This window comes from Streptomyces sp. BJ20, from assembly GCF_022869105.1.
GTDB lineage: Bacteria > Actinomycetota > Actinomycetes > Streptomycetales > Streptomycetaceae > Streptomyces > Streptomyces griseoincarnatus.
In genome coordinates this window covers 585,384-603,980 of sequence record NZ_CP094918.1, presented here as the reverse complement: position 1 = coordinate 603,980, position 18,597 = coordinate 585,384, and the positions used below count along the sequence as shown (strand labels likewise).

Genomic DNA, 18,597 nt, shown 5'->3' with positions numbered 1-18,597 from the left:
TCCCCCGGATGCTGAAATGCTGGACCCGACGACCGGGCCCGCCACAGGGGCGGGTCCGGAGCGGTGCTTTGGGGGGACGAGGACGTGGAGGACAGGGTGCGGGTGGTCATCGCCGAGGATTCGGTGCTGCTGCGGGAGGGGCTGACCCGGCTGCTCACCGACCGGGGGCACGAGGTGGTGGCCGGGGTCGGCGACGGCGACGCGCTGATCAAGACGGTGGACGACCTGGCCCGGGAGGAGCAGCTGCCGGACGTGGTGGTCGCCGACGTGCGGATGCCGCCGACGCACACCGACGAGGGCGTGCGGGCCGCGGTGCAGCTGCGCAAGAGCCACCCGGGTGTCGGGGTCCTGGTGCTGTCGCAGTACGTGGAGGAGCGGTACGCCACCGAGCTGCTGGCCGGTTCCAGCCGGGGCGTCGGCTATCTGCTGAAGGACCGGGTGGCCGAGGTGCGCGAGTTCGTGGACGCGGTGGTCCGGGTGGCCCAGGGCGGCACGGCCCTGGACCCGGAGGTGGTGGCGCAGCTGCTGGGCCGCAGCCGCAAGCAGGACGTGCTGGCAGGGCTCACCCCGCGTGAGCGCGAGGTGCTGGGGCTGATGGCGGAAGGGCGGACGAACTCGGCGATCGCGCGGCAGCTGGTGGTGAGCGACGGCGCGGTGGAGAAGCACGTCAGCAACATCTTCCTGAAGCTGGGGCTGTCCCCGAGCGACGGCGACCACCGGCGGGTTCTTGCGGTGCTGACGTACTTGAAGTCCTGAGGGGACGGCGGCTCGCGTCTCGGCTCCCTGTCCACCATCTGGACCGTTCGGTCGAATCCTTCACGGTGGGCGCCCCTCACGGTCGTAGTGTTTATGCGGGGAAGGCCTGCGGGAAGGCCGTCCCGGACAGCCGCCTCGAGGAGGTCCAGTTCAGTGACCAGCCAGGTCAGCAGCCCAGCGGAGCAGGCCGACGGAACAGTCGTAGGGGAGCAGCGCACAGCGGCGGGAACGAAGGACGTCCGCCGGCTCGACCGAGTGATCATCAGGTTCGCGGGGGACTCGGGTGACGGGATGCAGCTCACCGGTGACCGGTTCACCTCGGAGACCGCGTCCTTCGGCAACGACCTCTCCACGCTGCCGAACTTCCCGGCCGAGATCCGTGCCCCGGCCGGGACGCTGCCGGGGGTGTCGTCGTTCCAGCTGCACTTCGCCGACCACGACATCCTCACCCCCGGTGACGCGCCGAACGTGCTGGTGGCGATGAATCCGGCGGCGTTGAAGGCGAACGTGGGTGATCTGCCGCGGGGTGCGGAGATCATCGTCAACACCGACGAGTTCACCAAGCGGGCGATGCAGAAGGTCGGCTACGCCGCCAGTCCGCTGGAGGACGGTTCGCTGGACGGCTTCCATGTGCATCCGGTGCCGCTGACGACGCTGACGGTGGAGGCGCTCAAGGAGTTCGACCTCACGCGCAAGGAGGCCGAGCGGAGCAAGAACATGTTCGCGCTGGGTCTGCTGTCGTGGATGTATCACCGGCCCACGGAGGGGACGGAGACGTTCCTGCGGTCGAAGTTCGCGAAGAAGCCGGACATCGCGGCGGCGAACATCGCGGCGTTCCGGGCGGGCTGGAACTTCGGGGAGACCACGGAGGACTTCGCGGTCTCCTACGAGGTGGCGCCGGCGGCGACGGCGTTCCCGCCGGGTGTCTACCGCAACATCTCCGGCAACCTGGCGCTGTCCTACGGTCTGGTCGCCGCCTCCCGTCAGGCGGATCTGCCGCTGTTCCTGGGCTCGTACCCGATCACCCCGGCCTCCGACATCCTGCACGAGTTGAGCAAGCACAAGAACTTCGGTGTGCGCACGTTCCAGGCGGAGGACGAGATCGCGGGGATCGGTGCGGCGCTGGGCGCGGCGTTCGGCGGGTCCCTGGCGGTGACGACGACGTCCGGGCCGGGGGTGGCGCTGAAGTCCGAGACGATCGGGCTGGCGGTGTCGCTGGAGCTGCCGCTGCTGGTGGTGGACATCCAGCGGGGCGGGCCGTCGACGGGGCTGCCGACGAAGACGGAGCAGGCGGATCTGCTGCAGGCGATGTACGGCCGCAACGGTGAGGCGCCGGTGCCGGTGGTGGCGCCGAGGACGCCGGCGGACTGCTTCGACGCCGCCCTGGAGGCGGCCCGCATCGCGCTGGCCTACCGCACCCCGGTGTTCCTGCTGTCCGACGGGTATCTGGCCAACGGCAGCGAGCCGTGGCGTGTGCCCGAGATCGACGAGCTGCCGGACCTGACGGTGCGGTTCGCGCAGGGCCCCAACCACACCCTGGACGACGGGACCGAGGTGTTCTGGCCCTACAAGCGGGACCCGCACACGCTGGCCCGTCCGTGGGCGATCCCGGGCACGCCGGGTCTGGAGCACCGCATCGGCGGGATCGAGAAGCAGGACGGCACCGGCAACATCTCCTACGACCCCGCCAACCACGACTTCATGGTCCGCACCCGCCAGGCCAAGATCGACGGCATCGACGTGCCCGACCTCCAGGCCGACGACCCGGACGGCACCGCCCGCCTCCTCGTCCTGGGCTGGGGGTCCACCTACGGGCCGATCACGGCGGCGGTCCGGCGCCTGCGCCGCGCCGGGGAAGCCGTGGCGCAGGCCCATCTGCGTCACCTCAACCCCTTCCCGCCCAACCTCGGCGAGATCCTGCGCAGATACGACAAGGTGGTGATCCCCGAGATGAACCTCGGGCAGCTCGCCACGCTCATCAGGGCGAAGTACCTGGTCGACGCCCGCTCGTACAACCAGGTCAACGGCATGCCGTTCAAGGCGGAGCAGCTCGCCGCGGCGCTGAAGGAGGCCATCGATGACTGACGCCGACACGCTGCTCCAGCTCGTGCCCAAGGCCGAGGGCAAGCAGACGATGAAGGACTTCAAGTCCGATCAGGAGGTGCGCTGGTGCCCGGGCTGCGGTGACTACGCCGTGCTGGCCGCCGTGCAGGGCTTCATGCCGGAGCTGGGCCTGGCCCGCGAGAACATCGTCTTCGTCTCCGGCATCGGCTGCTCCTCCCGCTTCCCGTACTACATGAACACCTACGGGATGCACTCCATCCACGGCCGCGCCCCCGCCATCGCCACCGGCCTCGCCACCTCCCGCCGGGACCTGTCCGTGTGGGTCGTCACCGGCGACGGCGACGCGCTGTCCATCGGCGGCAACCACCTCATCCACGCCCTGCGCCGCAACGTCAACCTCAAGATCCTGCTGTTCAACAACCGCATCTACGGACTCACCAAGGGCCAGTACAGCCCCACCTCCGAGGTCGGCAAGATCACCAAGTCGACCCCCATGGGATCGCTGGACGCGCCCTTCAACCCGGTCTCGCTCGCGATCGGCGCGGAGGCGTCCTTCGTCGCCCGCACCGTCGACTCCGACCGCAAACACCTCACCGAGGTCCTGCGCCAGGCCGCCGACCACCCCGGCACCGCCCTGGTGGAGATCTACCAGAACTGCAACATCTTCAACGACGGCGCCTTCGAGGTCCTCAAGGACCGGCAGCAGGCCGAGGAAGCCGTCATCCGCCTGGAACACGGGCAGCCGATCCGCTTCGGCGCCGACAACGGCAAGGGCGTCGTCCGCGACCCGGCCACCGGTGACCTGAAGGCCGTCGCCGTCACCCCCGGCAACGAGGCGGACATCCTCGTCCACGACGCCCACAACGCCTCCCCGACGACCGCGTTCGCGCTGTCCCGGCTCGCCGACCCCGACACCCTGCACCACACTCCCATCGGCGTGTTCCGCTCCGTCGACCGGCCCGTCTACGACACCCTCATGGCCGACCAGCTCGACACCGCCGTCGACCAGCACGGCAAGGGCGACCTCGCCGCCCTCCTCACCGGCAACGACACCTGGACCGTCGCCGGCTGAGCACCGACGCGAGCGGCCCCGGCATCCACAGTGGATGCCGGGGCCGCTCGCGTCAGCAGGGTGCGCTCAGCAGAAGTCGCTGAGGCCCCACCACTCGCCGTGGGTCCGCTGAGGTCCGTACACGGTTCCGCCGGCCCGGCCGCGGTAGGTGATCAGCCAGCCCGGGTTGCCCTCGAAGCCGTCGATCACGTACGTACGGTTGGTGACGGTGGCGAGGTCGGGACGGCCGTCGCCGCTGAAGTCACCGACCGAGATCAGGTGCTCCATCGTGTTCCAGCCGCCGCTGCCGACGAGCCCCCGCGCGCCGAGCCGGGCGGTGGAGGTGCCCGGGTACAGCCACAGCTTGCCCGTGGCCTTCTCGCGGGCGTACAGGTCGGGGCGACCGTCGCCGGTCACGTCGCCCATGCCGGCCAGGGCGTTCATGCCGTTCCAGCCGCCGGAGCCGATCAGCTTGCGGGCTCCCAGCTTCCCGCCGGTGGCGCCCGGGTAGAGCCACAGGGCACCAGTGGACTTCTGGACGGCGATCAGGTCGGAGCGTCCGTCGCCGGTCAGGTCGCCGTAGGCGGTGATGTGGTTCATCGAGTTCCACCCGCTCGCGCCGAGAAGCTTGCGCGAGCCGAGGGAGCCGGTGCCGGTGCCGGGGTAGAGCCACAGCTTGCCGGTGGCCTTCTCCCGGGCGATGAGGTCCTCCCGCCGGTCACCGCTGAAGTCGCCGTGGCGGGTCAGGGTGTTCATGGCGTTCCAGCCGCCCGCGCCGATGAGCCGCCCGGTGTCGTCGCCCGGGGTGAACCAGAGACGTCCGGCCAGGTCACGGGTGATCACGTCGGCCCGGCGGTCACCGTTCATGTCGCCGAAGCCGGCGGCCGTCGGGGACGGCTCGGAGTACCAGCTCGGGTAGGCGGGCTGACTGCACTCACGCTCGGTGCGGACGAACTTGATGGAGCTGATCGTCGCGGTGGGGGAGGTGGTGGACTCGCCGGGATCGTTCGGTTCGAGTGCCTCGTAGGTGCCCCACGGCACGTAGTTCTTGTCGTCGTACAAGCAGGCGATCAGACTGGTGCGGTTGACGTACGAGCGGATCTTGTTGTCCCAGCTGCCCAGGTCCGCGACGTTCTTGTTCGTCTTCCACATCGAGCCCTTGGTGCTCTCTCCCGACCACCCGCAGAAGTAGCCGGACGGGCAGTCGTAGGAGCTCGCCGCCGCCGGGGCGGCGGTCGCGACGGTCAGGCCGGTGCCGGCCAGCGTGAGGCCGACGAGCGCCGCGACGCCCCGGTTGAATCGTTTCCGCATAAGTAGGTCCCTCCCGGTGAAGCGCGCCCGCTCTCCGCACCCCCCGATGCGACGGCTCCCCGGCGGACTGCCGGGCCGTTCGGCGGTTACTCGCGCGAGCGTGATCGTAGAGCACCCCCAGCTCCCGTGGACCCATCGGTCTACACTTTCCAAAAGTTAGCGCCCGTCGTACAGTTAGTGCTTCACGCATCCCCGAGGAGTGATCGCATCATGAGCATCGTCGTCACCGGAGCCAGCGGGAAGCTCGGCCGTCATGTGGTGGAGCAGCTGTTGGAGAAGGTCCCGGCCGAGCAGGTCACCGCGGTCGTGCGCAGCCCGGAGAAGGTGGCCGGCCTCGCGGAGCGCGGGGTGCGGGTCGCGGTCGCCGACTACAACGCGCCGGAGACCTTCGACGGCCTGTTCGCGGCCGGGGACAGGATCCTGCTGGTCTCGGGCAACGAGTTCGACAAGGGCAGGGTGCGGCAGCACTCCGTCGTCATCGACGCCGCCAAGGCGGCCGGCGTCGCCCTGCTCGCCTACACCAGCGCCCCCGGCTCGCTGACCGCCGCGCTCGCCGACGACCACCGCGGCACCGAGCAGGCACTGCTCGACTCGGGCGTGCCCTACGTGCTGCTGCGCAACGGCTGGTACCACGAGAACTACACCGAGAACCTGGCCCCGGTGCTGGAGCACGACGCGGTGGTCGCCGCCGCGGGCGAGGGCCGGGTCTCCTCCGCCTCCCGGGCCGACTACGCGGCCGCCGCCGTCGCCGTGCTGACCGGCGACGGCCACGAGAACGCGACGTACGAGCTGGGCGGCGACGAGGCGTGGAGCTTCGCCGAGTACGCGGCCGAGCTGAGCCGGCAGACCGGCCGGGAGATCGCCTACCACCCGGTCACGCCCGAGGCCCTCACCGGCATCCTGGCCGGCGCGGGCGTGCCCGAGCCGATGGCGGCGGTCCTCGCGGGCGTGGACGCGGCGATCGCGAAGGGCGAGCTGGTGGTCGACAGCGGTGACCTGTCCCGGCTGGCCGGCCGCCCGACGACCCCGCTCTCCGAGGCCGTCGCCGCGGCGCTCAAGGACTGACACCCGGCCCGATCGCCCCCAGGTCCGTACCGTCATGACCGTATGACGGTACGGACATGACACATGGGGGTGCGCGGCGTTACCGTCGTCCGGGTGGGTTCCGCGCGCGTCGGCGGTCCCGCGGATGACTTCGGGACGCGTCGGAACACGTTGGAGGGGCCCGTGACCGGGAAGCCGGCCGCAGAGCGGCGCATAGGACTGCTGAACGGCTTCGCGGCGTACGGGATGTGGGGGCTCGTCCCCCTGTTCTGGCCCCTGCTCAAGCCGGCGGGCGCCGTGGAGATCCTGGCCCACCGGATGGTGTGGTCACTGGTCTTCGTCGCGGCCGCGCTGGCCGTGATCCGCCGCTGGGCGTGGATCGGCGAGCTGGTGCGGCAGCCGCGCAGGCTCGCCCTGATCACGGTGGCCGCCGCGGTCATCACCGTCAACTGGGGCGTCTACATCTGGTCGGTGAACTCCGGGCACGTCGTCGAGGCGTCCCTCGGCTACTTCATCAACCCGCTGGTGACCATCGCCATGGGCGTCCTGCTGCTGAAGGAACGCCTGCGGCCCGTCCAGTGGGCCGCCGTCGGCATCGGCGCCCTGGCGGTCGTCGTCCTCACCGTCGGCTACGGCCGCCCGCCGTGGATCTCGCTGGTCCTCGCCTTCTCGTTCGCCACCTACGGACTGGTGAAGAAGAAGGTCAACCTCGGCGGCGTCGAGTCGCTGGCCGCCGAGACCGCGATCCAGTTCCTGCCCGCCCTCGGCTACCTGGTGTGGCTGGGGAGCCAGGGCGAGTCGACCTTCGGCGCCGAGGGCGCGGGGCACGCGCTGCTGCTCGCCGCGACCGGCGTCGTCACCGCGCTCCCCCTGGTCTGCTTCGGCGCCGCGGCGATCCGCGTGCCGCTCTCCACGCTGGGGCTGCTGCAGTACCTGGCGCCGGTCTTCCAGTTCCTGCTCGGCATCCTCTACTTCAAGGAGGCCATGCCGCCGGAGCGCTGGGCCGGGTTCGCCCTGGTGTGGCTGGCGCTCACCCTGCTCACCTGGGACGCGCTGCGCACCGCCCGCCGTGCCGCCCGCGCGCTGTCCGGCCACCGCGCCGGTGCGGACGACACCACCGTCCCGCCCGGCGCCGGAGGGGCCGTGCCGGCCGCCGCGCCGCTGAGCGAGGCCGAGGCCGGGGCGGCGAAGGCGCTCGAGACCAAGCCGTAGCGCGCGGCGGGACGGCGCTGTCGGTGCCGTCCCCTATAACGGGCGCATGACGCAGACACCGACGCCGGCCACGCCGGTGCACTGGAAGGTCGTCGTCGACGCGGCCGACCCGCACGCCCAGGCGGACTTCTGGGCCGCCGCCCTGCACTACGTGGTCGAGGACAACAGCCCGCTCATCGAGAAGCTGCTCGCCGCGGGGGCCGTCCCCGAGGCGCTCACGGTCATGTCGCACGGCCGCCGCGCCTGGCGCGACCTGGCCGCCGTACGGCACCCCGACGACCCCTATGAGGAGGAGAGCGGCACCGGGCGCGGCCGGCGGCTGCTCTTCCAGCGGGTGCCGGAGGAGAAGACGGTCAAGAACCGGCTCCACCTCGACCTGCACCCCGGTGTCGACCGCCGTGACGAGGAACCGGCCCGGCTGGAAGGGCTCGGCGCCCGGGTGCTGCGGCGGGTGGAGGAGCCCTCCGGGAGCTGGGTGGTGATGGCGGACCCGGAGGGGAACGAGTTCTGCCTCCACTGAACCTCTGAGGGGATTACCGCTGGTCTGAACCCCTGAGGGGATCACCGCTGGTCGCGGGCCCGGGTGGTGAGGCGTCCCATGCGGGCGCGGGCGGAGTCCAGTTCCTCCTCCTCGTCGGCGGCGGGACCGCCCTCGGAGGCGAGCTCGGTCCACAGCGCGATCAGGTCATGTCCCAGCTCCAGTCCGAGCAGGGGGTCGCGCACCCCGCGCCACGCGGTGGCGGCGCTGCGGACGTTGCCGTACGCGGCCTCCGAGTCGCCCGCGCGGCGGCAGACGACGGCGAGGTCGAGGGAGAGCCGGAAGGCACGCACCGGCTCGCCCGCCAGGTAGGCGATGTACGCGGTCAGCTCCCGGAGGCGCAGCACCTCCGGGTGCTCGGCCCCGAGGGCCTGTGCGGCCTGCTCCAGCGTCTCGTCGGCGAGCGCGGCGGCCGTGTCGATCCGGCCCGCCCGCACGGCCTCGTTGATGCGTTCCACCGGGGCGGCGAGCGGGCTGCCGGCGGGGGCGGCAGGCTCGTCGCCCAGTACGGCCTCGGCGACGGCGTCGAACCCGCGCGGCGGGGTGGGACGGGCGTCCGGGTCGGAGTCGAGCGCGGCCGCGAGGTCCGAGGTCGGGGTGCGCACGGGAGCGGGAGCGGTCGCCGCGCCGGACGGGGCGGGGTGCGGTCGCGCGTCCATGTCCGGGGGCGGGCCGAACACGCCCGTGGGCGGCGCGACGGTGCCGGGCGGGGGCACCCTGCGGAGGCGGAAGGTGGGCGGGGAGTCGTAGGGGGCTTCGGATCCGGTTCCGGAGCCGAAGCCGGATTCCGTCCCGGTCCCGGATTCCGTCCCGGTCCCACTTCCGGTGCCAGTTCTGGTGCCGTCTCCGGTGCCGGTGCAGGTGCCGGGACTCGGGTGCAGGGGGAAGGTTGGGGTGACGTCGTGGACCGGGGTGAGAGGTGCGGAGACCCGGGACCCGGGGGCGCCGGAAGCCGGGACGGCGCCGGGAGCCGGGACGGCAGCGGGAGCCGCCGGGGCTCCGGGAGTCGGCGCGGACGGTCCGGGAGTCGCGGGCGCCTCGGGCTGACGGGCCTCGGGCCGACGGGCCTCAGGCTGACGGGCCTCGGGCTGACGGGCCTCGGGTGCCGGGGCCGGGCGGGCATCCCGCGTCGCCTCGGACGTCGCTGCCGGGCGGAGATCCTCCGGTGCCTCCGGCTCCGGGACCGGACGGAGCAGGTGGGTCGGGCGGTCGGTGTGCGGTCCCGCGGGCGGGGACTGGGGCGCCGGGCCCCGAGGCGTCTCAGGGGCCGGGGGTATACCGGGTGCCGGCGTCTCGGGGGACGCCTGTTCCCTGTCCCGCACCCCGCGCAGCTGCACCGGCTGCGCGGCGAACGTGCTGGAGCCGTCCGGGGCGACCCGGAGCGGGACGACGTACCCGATGCGCTCGTCGCGCACCGTCGCGTGCACGGCGTGGCCGGTGGCGACGGCGATGCGGTGCAGGCGGTTCAGCACGGCCTGCTGGATCTCCTCGCCGGGACCCGCGATCACCCGCGCGCCGTCGACATAGGCCACCGGCTCGTCCGACCCGTCGGACGGGACACGGACGTCGACCGGCACCGCCGCACGGTTAGCCGCGTCCGCGGCCTGCTGCTGTTCCCGCTTCTTCTCGCGGCTGAGTCGAGACATCGTTCCCTCATTCGGGTCGTACACCTACCGTCGAGTGTGTCCGCTCGCGCGCGCTGTGCACGTCACCGCGTTGTCACAGGCTCGTCCCAAGGGCCGTCGGCCACGGTTCCGTACCGGGCGCGGGGCATGGACGATCGAGCCGCCGAGCAGGAGAGGGTCATGCGAACAGGCACGGGACAGGGACCGGAGATCTGGCTGCGGGGCCCGGTGACGGCCCCGGAGGCGGACCCTCCGGGGCCGGCGCCGGCCCGTGCGGCGGCCCGGCGCTTCTCCTGGGTCGGCCTGCACGGCGGCGCGGGCGTCTCCACGCTCGCCACGGTGTACGGCGGCCATGACTGCGGACGGTCCTGGCCCGCTCCCGACGCCCCGCGTTCGGTGCTGCTGGTCGCCCGTACCCACGCGTCCGGTCTGGACGCGGTGCTCCCGGCCGTCGAACTGTTCCGGCGCGGTGAGGCCCCGCACGGGCTCGATCTGGACGCCGTCGTCCTCGTCGCGGACGCGCCGGGCCGGCTCCCGCGTCCCCTCGCGCACCGGGTGCGGCTGATCGAGCCGCTGATCGACGTGTACCGGGTGCCGTGGGTGCACGACTGGCGCCTCGGTGACCTGGGCGGCCGGCCGCCGCGCGAGACGGAGCCGCTGGCCCGTCTCACCGGCGCCCCGCGGTGACCGGGGACGGCGCGCGGGAGATCGCGGACGGCGTCCGCGCGGGCGCGCGCCGGGCCGTGGACGTGGTCGCGGAGACGCTGGCGCTGATGGAGCGCGCCGATCCGGAACTGTGCGCGTTCCTCGATGTGTGGGACGAGGAGGCGCCGCGGCGGGCTGCCGAGGTGGACGCGCGGGTCGCCGCCGGTGAGCGCCTGCCGCTGGCCGGGGTGCCGGTCGCGGTCAAGGGACGGCGCGGACTGCGGGCGGCGGAGCCGTTGCGCGCGGCCGGTGCGGTGGTGGTGGGCGCGACGTCGGTGCCGGGTCCGGGGACGCCCTGGCAGACCTGGGGGCTCGGGGCGCGCGGCCGTACGGTCAACCCGTGGCGGGCGGACCGTACGCCGGGCGGGTCCTCGGCGGGGGCGGCGGTGGCGGTGGCGGCCGGGCTGGTGCCGCTGGCGACGGGCGCCGACGGGGCGGGTTCGGTGCGGATCCCGGCGGCGTGGTGCGGGGTGCTCGGGCTGAAGGCGACGGGCGGCCGGTTCCCGTCGGGCGACCGTACGGGGCTGGCCGCGCCCGGCATTCTCGCCCGTACGGCGGCGGACGCGGATCTCTGGTGGCGGGTCGTCTCCGAACGGGACGCCTCTCCGCCTCCCTTCCCCGTCACCGCGATCTGGTCGCCCGACCTGGGCTTCGCCTCCCCCGACCCGGAGCCGGTGGCCCTGGCGCGGGCGGCGGTCGGCCGGCTCGTCGCGGCAGGCGTGGTACGCCTCGCGCGGCCCCCTTTCCGGCCGTCCCTCCTCGATCCCGGCCCGGCCTGGCTCACCTTGCGCACCCCGGGCGCCGATCCGGCCGACGCCCACCGCGTCCGAGCCGCCAACGATGCCCGTCTCCGTGGCCTCTTCGACCGCGCTGACCTGCTGCTCACCCCCACGGCGCCGACCGCGCCGCACGGCCACGACGGCCCCGGCGACACCTACTCCACCGCGCTCACCTGGGCGTTCAACCTCAGCGGTCACCCAGCGCTGAGCATTCCGGCCGGCCTCGGCGCCGACGGCTGCCCGGCGGGACTCCACCTGGTGGCCCCGCGCGACCGGGAGGACTTGCTGCTCGCCCTGGCGGAGGAGGCCGAGCGGCGGGGCGCGGTCGAACCGCTGAGGGCGCCGATGCGGGGAGAGAACCAGCCACTCGACGGCTGAAGGCAGGGTTGCCCGCCTCCGGGCGGCCCTTGCGAGGACTTACTTGCGTATGCATATGATGCAGAAGCTTGTTATTGGCGAACGCCGGATATTTGGGAGGACACCATGCCCCGCCGTTTCCTCTTCGTCCTGGGCAGCGCCCGCCCGGACGGCAACTCCGAACTGCTGGCCCGCCGCGCCGCCGAACAACTTCCCCCTGGCGTGGAACAGCGGTGGATCGACCTCACCGCCCACCCCCTGCCCGAGTTCGAGGACCTGCGTCACGACGGCGACCACGTCCGCCCGACCGAGGGCGACACCGCCCTGCTGCTGGACGCCACGCTCGCGGCGACGGACCTGGTGGTCGTCTCCCCGCTGTACTGGTACACGGTGTCGGCGCAGACCAAGCGCTACCTGGACCACTGGTCGGGCTGGCTGCGCACCCCCGGCCTGGACTTCAAGGCCACGATGGAGGGCCGCACCCTGTGGGGCGTCACCGCGCTCGCACACGAGGAGCCCGAGGTGGCCGACCCCCTGGTCGGCACGCTGAACAACTCGGCCGCCTACCTGGGGATGCGGTTCGGCGGGGTACTGCTCGGCAACGGCAGCAAGCCGGGTGACGTACTCATGGACACGCAGGCGCTGGCGCGGGCCAAGACGTTCTTCGCCCAGGACGCCCCACTCGCCCGCTTCCCGTACGAGGCGGACTGACGCCTTCCTACGCCGTGACGTCCTTCGTCGTGAACCGGGCCCAGGCCGCCGAGCCGAAGACGGTGGCGTACAGGGCCTGGAGGCCGAGGTTCCTGGTCAGGTCGTCCCAGTGGACCGGTTCGCGCATCAGGTCGGCGAAGGACAGCCAGTAGTGGGAGAAGAGGTAGGGGTGGAGGGCGTGCAGCTGGGGGATCTGGTCGAGGATCTGGACGGTGATGAGCAGCCCGACCGTGGTGGCCATCGCCGCGACGCCGCTGTTGGTGAGGGTGGACACGAACAGACCGAGCGCGGCCAGCCCGAGCAGTGACGCGGCGACGACCAGGGCGATCAGCAGGGCACGGACCAGGCCCTCGCCGAAGGTGATGCGGGTGCCCGAGATGGTGGTGAGGTCGCCGAGCGGGAACAGCAGCGCGCCGACGGCCAGCGCCGAGACGGCCACCGTCAGGGTGGCGGCCAGGCAGAACACCATGACGGTCGCGTACTTGGTGAGCAGCAGGCGCGTGCGGCCCGAGGGCGCGACCAGCAGGTAGCGCAGGGTGCCCGCGCCTGCCTCGCCGGCCACGGCGTCGCCCGCGATCACGCCGACCGCCATGGGCAGGAAGAACGGCAGGGTCGCGGCGAGCGCGGTGAAGACCAGGAACAGGCCGTTGTTGGTGATCTGCGAGACGAACGCGGGTCCCCCGCCGCCGCCCCCGGACGAGCCGTCGCCCGTCTCGATGCGCACGGCGATCCCGACCAGCACCGGCACGGCGGCCAGCACGCCCAGCAGGGCGAGCGTGCGCCAGCGGCGGAAGGTGGTGCGCAGTTCGTCGCGGAAGAGGCCCAGCGTCCACAAGGGACGGGGCCGTACCGCCGCGCTCACCGTCTCAGCCCGCGACATCGAACCCCTCCCCCGTCAGCGCCACGAACGCGTCCTCCAGCGACGCCCGTTCGACCCCGAGGCCGCGCACCCGCACGCCTGCCGTGACCAGGGCGGCGTTCACCTCGGCGAGGTCCCGTGCGGGCGGCTCGGCGGCCACCCGCTCGCCGTCCGCGACGACGTCGGCGAGCCCCTGCTCCTTCAGCACCCGGGCAGCGTCCGCCGGGTCGGGCGTGGTGACCACCAGGCGGCCCCGGGCGCCCGCGGCGAGCTCGGCGACCGGCCCCTGCGTGATCAGCCGGCCGCGCGCCATCACCGCGACGTGCGTACAGACCTGCTCGATCTCGTCGAGCAGGTGGGAGGAGAGGAAGACGGTCGTGCCGTCGGTGGCGAGTTGACGGACGAGCGCGCGGATCTCCCGCATGCCCTGCGGGTCGAGGCCGTTGGTCGGCTCGTCCAGCACCAGCAGCCGGCGGGGCCGCAGCAGGGCGGCGGCGAGACCGAGGCGCTGCTTCATGCCGAGGGAGTACGCCCGCGCCTTCCTCCCGGACGCGGCCGTGAGGCCCACCCGGTCCAGGGCGGCGGCCACCCGGGCCTTCCGGGTGCGCGGATCGGCGGTGGGATCGGCGGCGTCGAGGCGCAGGAGGTTGTCACGGCCGGAGAGGAAGCCGTAGAGGGCGGGGCCCTCGATGAGGGTGCCGACGTGCGGCAGGACGGCGCGCGCGGAGCGGGGCATGGGGCGCCCCAGCACGTGCGCCGTCCCGGAGGTCGGCTCGATCAGGCCCATCAGCATGCGGATGGTGGTGGTCTTGCCGGAGCCGTTGGGGCCGAGGAAGCCGAAGACGCTGCCCGCCGGGACGGTCAGGCGCAGGTCGTCCACGGCGAGCTGTCCGCCGCGGTAACGCTTGGTCAGCCCGCGGGTGACGACGACGGCGTCACCCGCGGACCGCCCGTCGCGTGTCTGCTCCGTGGCGGACGTCCCGTCCATCGGCTCCCCCGTTCCCCTGGGCCGTGGTCCGGGGAGCTACTTCCCCGCCTCGGCCGCCTTCACCAGCGCGTCCTTGGTGACCGTACCCACGTAGACCTTGCCGTCCTCGGTGATGAGGGCGTTGACCAGGCGCGTGCTGAACACGGTGCCCTTGCCGAAGTCGCCCTTGACCTGGTCGCCGAGCGAGCCGAGGAAGCCGCCGAGGTCGCCTCCGACCTCCTCCTCCGTGGGCAGGCCGGCACCGGCGCCGGTGTCGAAGGTGGCGATGCTGTTCCAGCCCTCGCCGAGCATCCGCAGCCCGTCGAAACCCTTGGCGAGGTCCTCCTCGGACTTCGGACCCCGCTCCGGCTTCCCGCCGAAGTCGCCGTGGCCGCGGTCCTGTTCGGTGTCCTCGGTCACCTTGGCGCCCTTGGGCGGGGTGAACTCGAACGTGGAGGCGTCGGGACGGTCGAAGCTCACCTTGGTGAAGCCGATGTCCACGACGGCCGAGCCGCCGCTCGACGGGGTGAGCGTGAACTTCAGCGGCATGCCCGTCTCGCTGTCCACGGCGATGCTGACGGCGCCGACCGTGGAGCCGGACTGCTTGGGCTCGACCACCAGCCGGTAGGCGTCGCGGCCGGCCACCTGGGCGGTGCCGTCGACCTTCACGGACGTGGTGTCGTCGACCGCCTTCAGCGCCTCCTCCGCGAAGTCCTTCGGAGTGGCAGGAGGCTGCTGCGCGCTCCGCTCCTCGGCCTCCGCCTCGTCGACGGTGGCGTGGTAGACCTCGTTGGAGGCGCTGTCGTAGCCCCAGACGTCCTTGCCGTTGTGGATGAGGCTGTACTCGGCCGCGTTCTCCAGCAGGGACAGCTTCTGGCGGTCCGGGCCGTCGGCGGCGACGCGCAGGGTGTGCGTGCCGGACGCCAGCTCGGTGAGCCGGCCGGACGGGTCGGCGGAGGAGCCGCCCTCGCCGTCCTCGCCGCCCGTCGCGCCGGACAGCAGGCCGCTCTCCAGCCCGCCGAGGCTCGGCAGCCCCAGATCGGTGGTGATCTTCACGGTGCCGGACAGCCGCTCCACGTCCGACTGCGCGATCTTGTCGATGAGCTGCGCCGCGGTGATGTCCGGCAGGTCGGGGTCGCCGGAGTCGGCGAGCGCCGGGACGAGTCCGATCGTCGCGGCCGCCACGCCCATCACGGTGACGGGGACCACGTATCGCGCGGCCTTGCGGCGCCCGGCGCGCGGCTCCTCGACCTCCCCCGCGGTCGTCGTGTCGTAGGATTCGTACGGTGCCATGTGTGCCCTCCGTCGTCGCGGCGGCTTCCGTCCCGTGTCGTCGCACCAGTTCGGCCCGAGCCGCCATTCTCACCCGAACCGGTGAGAAGTGGTGTTGTCCGTCGTGGTCCATCTGACCAAAACCGCGGGACGGAATCGTCAGACCGCGGGCTCAACCGCGCGTACTGCTGCGGTATGACACGGGACGAGGGAGCCTCCCCCGCCCCGTAGGGGTCACCCGGGTGCCGGAGGCGTACGGGGACGGCGGGGGCGGGTCAGCCGGCCCGGTGCACCACGGCGTCGCACAGCTCGACGAGCGCCGACTTGGCGGGCCCGTCGGGCAGCGGGGCGAGGGCGGCGCGCGCCTCCTCGGCGTAGCGCACGGTGTCCCGGCGGGCCTGGCCGAGCGCGGGGTGGGCGCGCAGCAGGCGCAGCGCCTCGGCGTGCCGGGCGTCGTCGGTGAGGTCGGAGTCGAGCAGCTCGCACAGGGCGAGGTCCTCGGCGAGCCCGAGCCGGGCGGCCCGCTCGCGCAGCCGCAGCACCGGGAGGGTGGCGATGCCCTCGCGCAGGTCGGTGCCGGGGGTCTTGCCGGACTCGTGGGAGTCGGAGGCGATGTCGAGGACGTCGTCGGCGAGCTGGAAGGCGACGCCGAGCCGCTCGCCGTACTGGGTGAGGACGTCGACGACGGTCTCGTCGGCGCCGGACATCATCGCGCCGAACCGGCAGGAGACGGCGACCAGGGAGCCGGTCTTGCCGCCGAGCACGTCCAGGTAGTGGTCGACCGGGTCGCGGCCGTCCTGCGGGCCCGCGGTCTCCAGGATCTGGCCGGTGACCAGCCGCTCGAACGCCTCGGCCTGCACCCGCACGGCCTCCGGGCCGAGGTCGGCCAGGATGTGCGAGGCGCGGGCGAAGAGGAAGTCGCCGGTGAGCACGGCGACCGAGTTGCCCCAGCGGGTGTTCGCGCTCGCGACGCCCCGGCGCACCTCGGCCTCGTCCATCACGTCGTCGTGGTACAGCGTGGCCAGATGGGTGAGCTCCACCACGACGGCCGACGGCACGACGCCGGGCGCGTAGGGGTCGCCGAACCGGGCGGAGAGCATGACGAGCAGTGGGCGGAACCGCTTGCCGCCGGCCCGCACCAGGTGCTGGGCGGCCTCCGTGATGAACGGCACCTCGCTCTTGGTGGCTTCGAGCAGCCCTTCCTCGACAGCCGTCAATCCGGCCTGGACATCGGCTTCCAGAGCCTGGTCCCGCACGCTCAGCCCGAACGGCCCGACGACGGTCACGAGGGGTCTCCTGTCTGCTGGTGTCTGCTGGCGGTTACACGGTTTGTCGATAGGTCGCTGCCACCACTCGAGTCAGCGTATCCGGTCAGGTTTCGATCACCGCCAGGGCCCGGGGTCACAAGAAGGGCGATACGGGATCAGAAGCGGAGTGTTTTTGATCGGCTGATAACAACGGACATACCTCGGCTTCCCGGACACAGTGACCCGTGAACCATCCTGCACCACCCCCGAGTCCGATTTGCCGTCATTGGTGGGCGAATTCCTCTTGGTCGCAAACGCGCCCACGGCCGCCGTCCCGTGAGGTGAGTCACGCACCCGGCGGCCTCCGGGACACCCTCGCACACACCCGTCTCCCCGCTCCACACAACGGAGTTGACGCTTGGCGATCGCAAAGGATCAAGGGCGCAAAACCACCCATCTCAAGATCAAACGGTGTTCTGCGTGATCGTCGCACTTGTTCCCGACATGTGCTCTCGCATACGTTCCGGGCCTGCCGGGTGGACGCCGAGTCCTGCCGCCACCCGCATCACACCCGACGACCAACTCACGCACGGCAGGAGCGGGGGACCCAGGTAAGCCGCCGTACCGGACACCGCGCCGGGACGGCTCGGGGTGAAGCCATGCCCGCAGGGGCACGGCCGGGCACTCTCCCGCCCGAACCCGACAGCTCACCTCGCAGGCGTAGGAGAGGAACCCAGACATGCCCGTCATCGCTTCGTCGCGTCGCCGCCTCGTCCGCACCCTCGCCGTCGCCGGCACCGGCGTCGCCGTGGTCGCGCTGCCGCTGTTCGGCGCCACCAGCGCCTCCGCGGCCCCCTCGGCCCAGACCACGACCGCCGCCTCCACGACCGCGTACCCGGACAACCTCGACGGCTGGATCCGCGAGGCGATGGACGTCATGGCGCAGAACGGCATCCCCGGCTCCTACGACTCCATCCACCGCAACATCATGCGGGAGTCGTCCGGCAACCCGGCCGCCATCAACCTGTGGGACTCCAACGCCGCGAAGGGCACCCCGTCGAAGGGCCTGCTCCAGGTCATCGACCCGACCTTCCAGGCGTACCACGTGCCCGGCACCGCCTTCGACCCGTTCGACCCGGTCGCCAACATCGCCGCGGCCTGCAACTACGCCGCCGACCGCTACGGCTCGATCGACAACGTCTTCGGCGCGTACTGAGCCGACCTCTGACGGCCGAGACCGGCCGTCTGCCCGAAGAGTCGCTCGAGGACGACGGCCACGCCGTCGTCCTCGTTCGACAGGGTGACCTCGTCGGCCACCGCCTTCAGCTCGGGGTGCGCGTTGGCCATGGCGACGCCGTGGCCCGCCCACCGGAACATGGGGATGTCGTTCGGCATGTCCCCGAAGGCGACCGTCTCCCCGGGGCGCACCCCCAGGTGCTCGGCGGCCAGCGCGAGACCGGTCGCCTTGGTGACCCCGCACGGCTGGAGCTCCACCGTGCCCGGCCCCGACATGGTGACCGTGGCCAGCGAGCCGACCACGGACCGGGCCGCCGCCGCCAGGGCATCGTCCGACAGCTCCGGGTGGCGCAGCAGCACCTTGCTGATCGGCCGCGCCCACAGGTCGTCGCGCCGCTCCACCCGCACCGCCGGCAGCGTCGGGTGCGGCATCCGGTAGCCCGGCTCGATCAGCGTCACCCCGTCGACCCCGTCCTGGTCGACCGCGGCGTACACCTCCCCCACCTCGGCCTCGATCTTGCCGAGCGCGGTCTCCGCCAGCTCCCGGTCCAGCCGGACCGACCACAGCATCCGCCGCGCGGCGGCGTCGTAGACCTGCGCACCCTGTCCGCACACCGCGAGCCCCGTGCAGCCGAGGTCGTCGAGCAGCGGCCGCACCCTGGGGGCCGGCCGGCCGGTCACCACGAGGTGCCGGACACCGGCCCGCCCGGCACGGGCGAGGGCGGCGAGGGAGCGGTCGGAGAGGGTGTCGTCACCGCGCAGCAGCGTCCCGTCCAGGTCGGTGGCGATGAGAGAACAATCGGTGGGTGCGGCCATGATCAGAGAATACGGACAAGAGGACCGTCCGATTCACCGCGCCCGTA

Annotated in this window: 17 protein-coding genes and 1 riboswitch; of the genes, 10 read left to right on the top strand and 7 right to left on the bottom strand. The window is 72.5% G+C overall.

The genetic code is table 11. From position 1 onward, the window contains the following. The first annotated feature begins 96 nt into the window (after positions 1–96). The 3 genes from MTR79_RS02865 (at position 97) to MTR79_RS02855 (ending at position 3,892) form a co-directional block, all read left to right on the top strand. Positions 97–756, top strand: coding sequence for a response regulator transcription factor (locus tag MTR79_RS02865; RefSeq protein WP_275938898.1), 660 nt, complete (start codon positions 97–99; stop codon positions 754–756). Between the two features lie 153 nt (positions 757–909). Continuing rightward, a complete protein-coding gene (locus MTR79_RS02860; protein WP_244789058.1) occupies positions 910–2,841 on the top strand; it encodes a 2-oxoacid:acceptor oxidoreductase subunit alpha in 1,932 nt (643 codons plus the stop codon). After that, positions 2,834–3,892 (top strand): 2-oxoacid:ferredoxin oxidoreductase subunit beta, encoded by a 1,059-nt coding sequence (locus MTR79_RS02855; RefSeq protein ID WP_086700249.1) that lies wholly within the window; start codon positions 2,834–2,836, stop codon positions 3,890–3,892. The genes MTR79_RS02860 and MTR79_RS02855 overlap by 8 nt, the downstream gene beginning before the upstream one ends. Positions 3,893–3,958: 66 nt before the next feature. On the opposite strand, the gene MTR79_RS02850 is transcribed toward MTR79_RS02855, so the two are convergent. After that, on the bottom strand, positions 3,959–5,182 hold the full coding sequence (locus tag MTR79_RS02850) for an FG-GAP-like repeat-containing protein (protein ID WP_244789056.1): 1,224 nt from the start codon (positions 5,180–5,182) through the stop codon (positions 3,959–3,961). A gap of 210 nt (positions 5,183–5,392) precedes the next feature. On the opposite strand from MTR79_RS02850, the gene MTR79_RS02845 reads away from it, so the two are divergent. The 3 genes from MTR79_RS02845 to MTR79_RS02835 all read left to right on the top strand — a co-directional run bounded on the left by MTR79_RS02845 (position 5,393) and on the right by MTR79_RS02835 (position 7,958). Then, the gene (locus MTR79_RS02845; protein ID WP_244789054.1) at positions 5,393–6,247 is read left to right on the top strand and encodes an SDR family oxidoreductase; all 855 of its coding nucleotides are present in this window, start codon (positions 5,393–5,395) and stop codon (positions 6,245–6,247) included. 162 nt (positions 6,248–6,409) lie between these two features. Further along, the gene (gene rarD, locus MTR79_RS02840; protein WP_244789052.1) at positions 6,410–7,438 is read left to right on the top strand and encodes an EamA family transporter RarD; all 1,029 of its coding nucleotides are present in this window, start codon (positions 6,410–6,412) and stop codon (positions 7,436–7,438) included. 46 nt (positions 7,439–7,484) lie between these two features. Then, positions 7,485–7,958, top strand: a complete 474-nt coding sequence (locus tag MTR79_RS02835) for a VOC family protein (protein ID WP_048459671.1) — start codon at positions 7,485–7,487, stop codon at positions 7,956–7,958. Between the two features lie 41 nt (positions 7,959–7,999). Here MTR79_RS02835 and MTR79_RS02830 read toward each other — a convergent pair whose 3' ends face one another. After that, entirely contained in the window at positions 8,000–9,622 is a 1,623-nt protein-coding gene (locus MTR79_RS02830; RefSeq protein WP_244789050.1) for a tetratricopeptide repeat protein, read from the bottom strand. Between the two features lie 159 nt (positions 9,623–9,781). Between MTR79_RS02830 and MTR79_RS02825 the strand changes: the two genes are divergently transcribed. From MTR79_RS02825 to MTR79_RS02815, 3 genes are all read left to right on the top strand, one after another. Continuing rightward, on the top strand, positions 9,782–10,288 hold the full coding sequence (locus MTR79_RS02825) for a DUF6668 family protein (RefSeq protein ID WP_244789048.1): 507 nt from the start codon (positions 9,782–9,784) through the stop codon (positions 10,286–10,288). Then, entirely contained in the window at positions 10,285–11,463 is a 1,179-nt protein-coding gene (locus MTR79_RS02820) for an amidase family protein (protein WP_244789046.1), read from the top strand. Before MTR79_RS02825 ends, MTR79_RS02820 begins: the two co-directional genes overlap by 4 nt. 105 nt (positions 11,464–11,568) lie before the next feature. After that, entirely contained in the window at positions 11,569–12,153 is a 585-nt protein-coding gene (locus tag MTR79_RS02815) for an NAD(P)H-dependent oxidoreductase (protein WP_086699867.1), read from the top strand. A gap of 7 nt (positions 12,154–12,160) precedes the next feature. On the opposite strand, the gene MTR79_RS02810 is transcribed toward MTR79_RS02815, so the two are convergent. The 4 genes from MTR79_RS02810 to MTR79_RS02795 form a co-directional block, all read right to left on the bottom strand. Next, positions 12,161–13,033 (bottom strand): ABC transporter permease subunit, encoded by an 873-nt coding sequence (locus tag MTR79_RS02810; RefSeq protein ID WP_189365489.1) that lies wholly within the window; start codon positions 13,031–13,033, stop codon positions 12,161–12,163. Next, a complete protein-coding gene (locus MTR79_RS02805) occupies positions 13,020–14,000 on the bottom strand; it encodes an ABC transporter ATP-binding protein (RefSeq protein ID WP_244789044.1) in 981 nt (326 codons plus the stop codon). The genes MTR79_RS02810 and MTR79_RS02805 overlap by 14 nt, the downstream gene beginning before the upstream one ends. A 36-nt stretch (positions 14,001–14,036) precedes the next feature. After that, positions 14,037–15,272 carry a DUF2092 domain-containing protein gene (locus MTR79_RS02800; RefSeq protein ID WP_244789042.1) on the bottom strand — a complete coding sequence of 412 codons (1,236 nt, stop codon included), beginning with the start codon at positions 15,270–15,272 and terminating at the stop codon, positions 14,037–14,039. Between the two features lie 254 nt (positions 15,273–15,526). Further along, a complete protein-coding gene (locus MTR79_RS02795; protein WP_086699861.1) occupies positions 15,527–16,537 on the bottom strand; it encodes a polyprenyl synthetase family protein in 1,011 nt (336 codons plus the stop codon). A 526-nt stretch (positions 16,538–17,063) separates the two neighbouring features. After that, positions 17,064–17,232: riboswitch (cyclic di-AMP (ydaO/yuaA leader) on the top strand. A 5-nt stretch (positions 17,233–17,237) separates the two neighbouring features. Between MTR79_RS02795 and MTR79_RS02790 the strand changes: the two genes are divergently transcribed. Then, complete coding sequence (locus MTR79_RS02790) at positions 17,238–17,714, top strand: transglycosylase SLT domain-containing protein (RefSeq protein ID WP_048459662.1); 477 nt, start codon at positions 17,238–17,240, stop codon at positions 17,712–17,714. On the opposite strand, the gene MTR79_RS02785 is transcribed toward MTR79_RS02790, so the two are convergent. Next, a complete protein-coding gene (locus MTR79_RS02785) occupies positions 17,678–18,550 on the bottom strand; it encodes an HAD family hydrolase (RefSeq protein ID WP_086699860.1) in 873 nt (290 codons plus the stop codon). The two genes, MTR79_RS02790 and MTR79_RS02785, sit on opposite strands and share 37 nt — an antisense overlap. Positions 18,551–18,597: the final 47 nt, after the last annotated feature.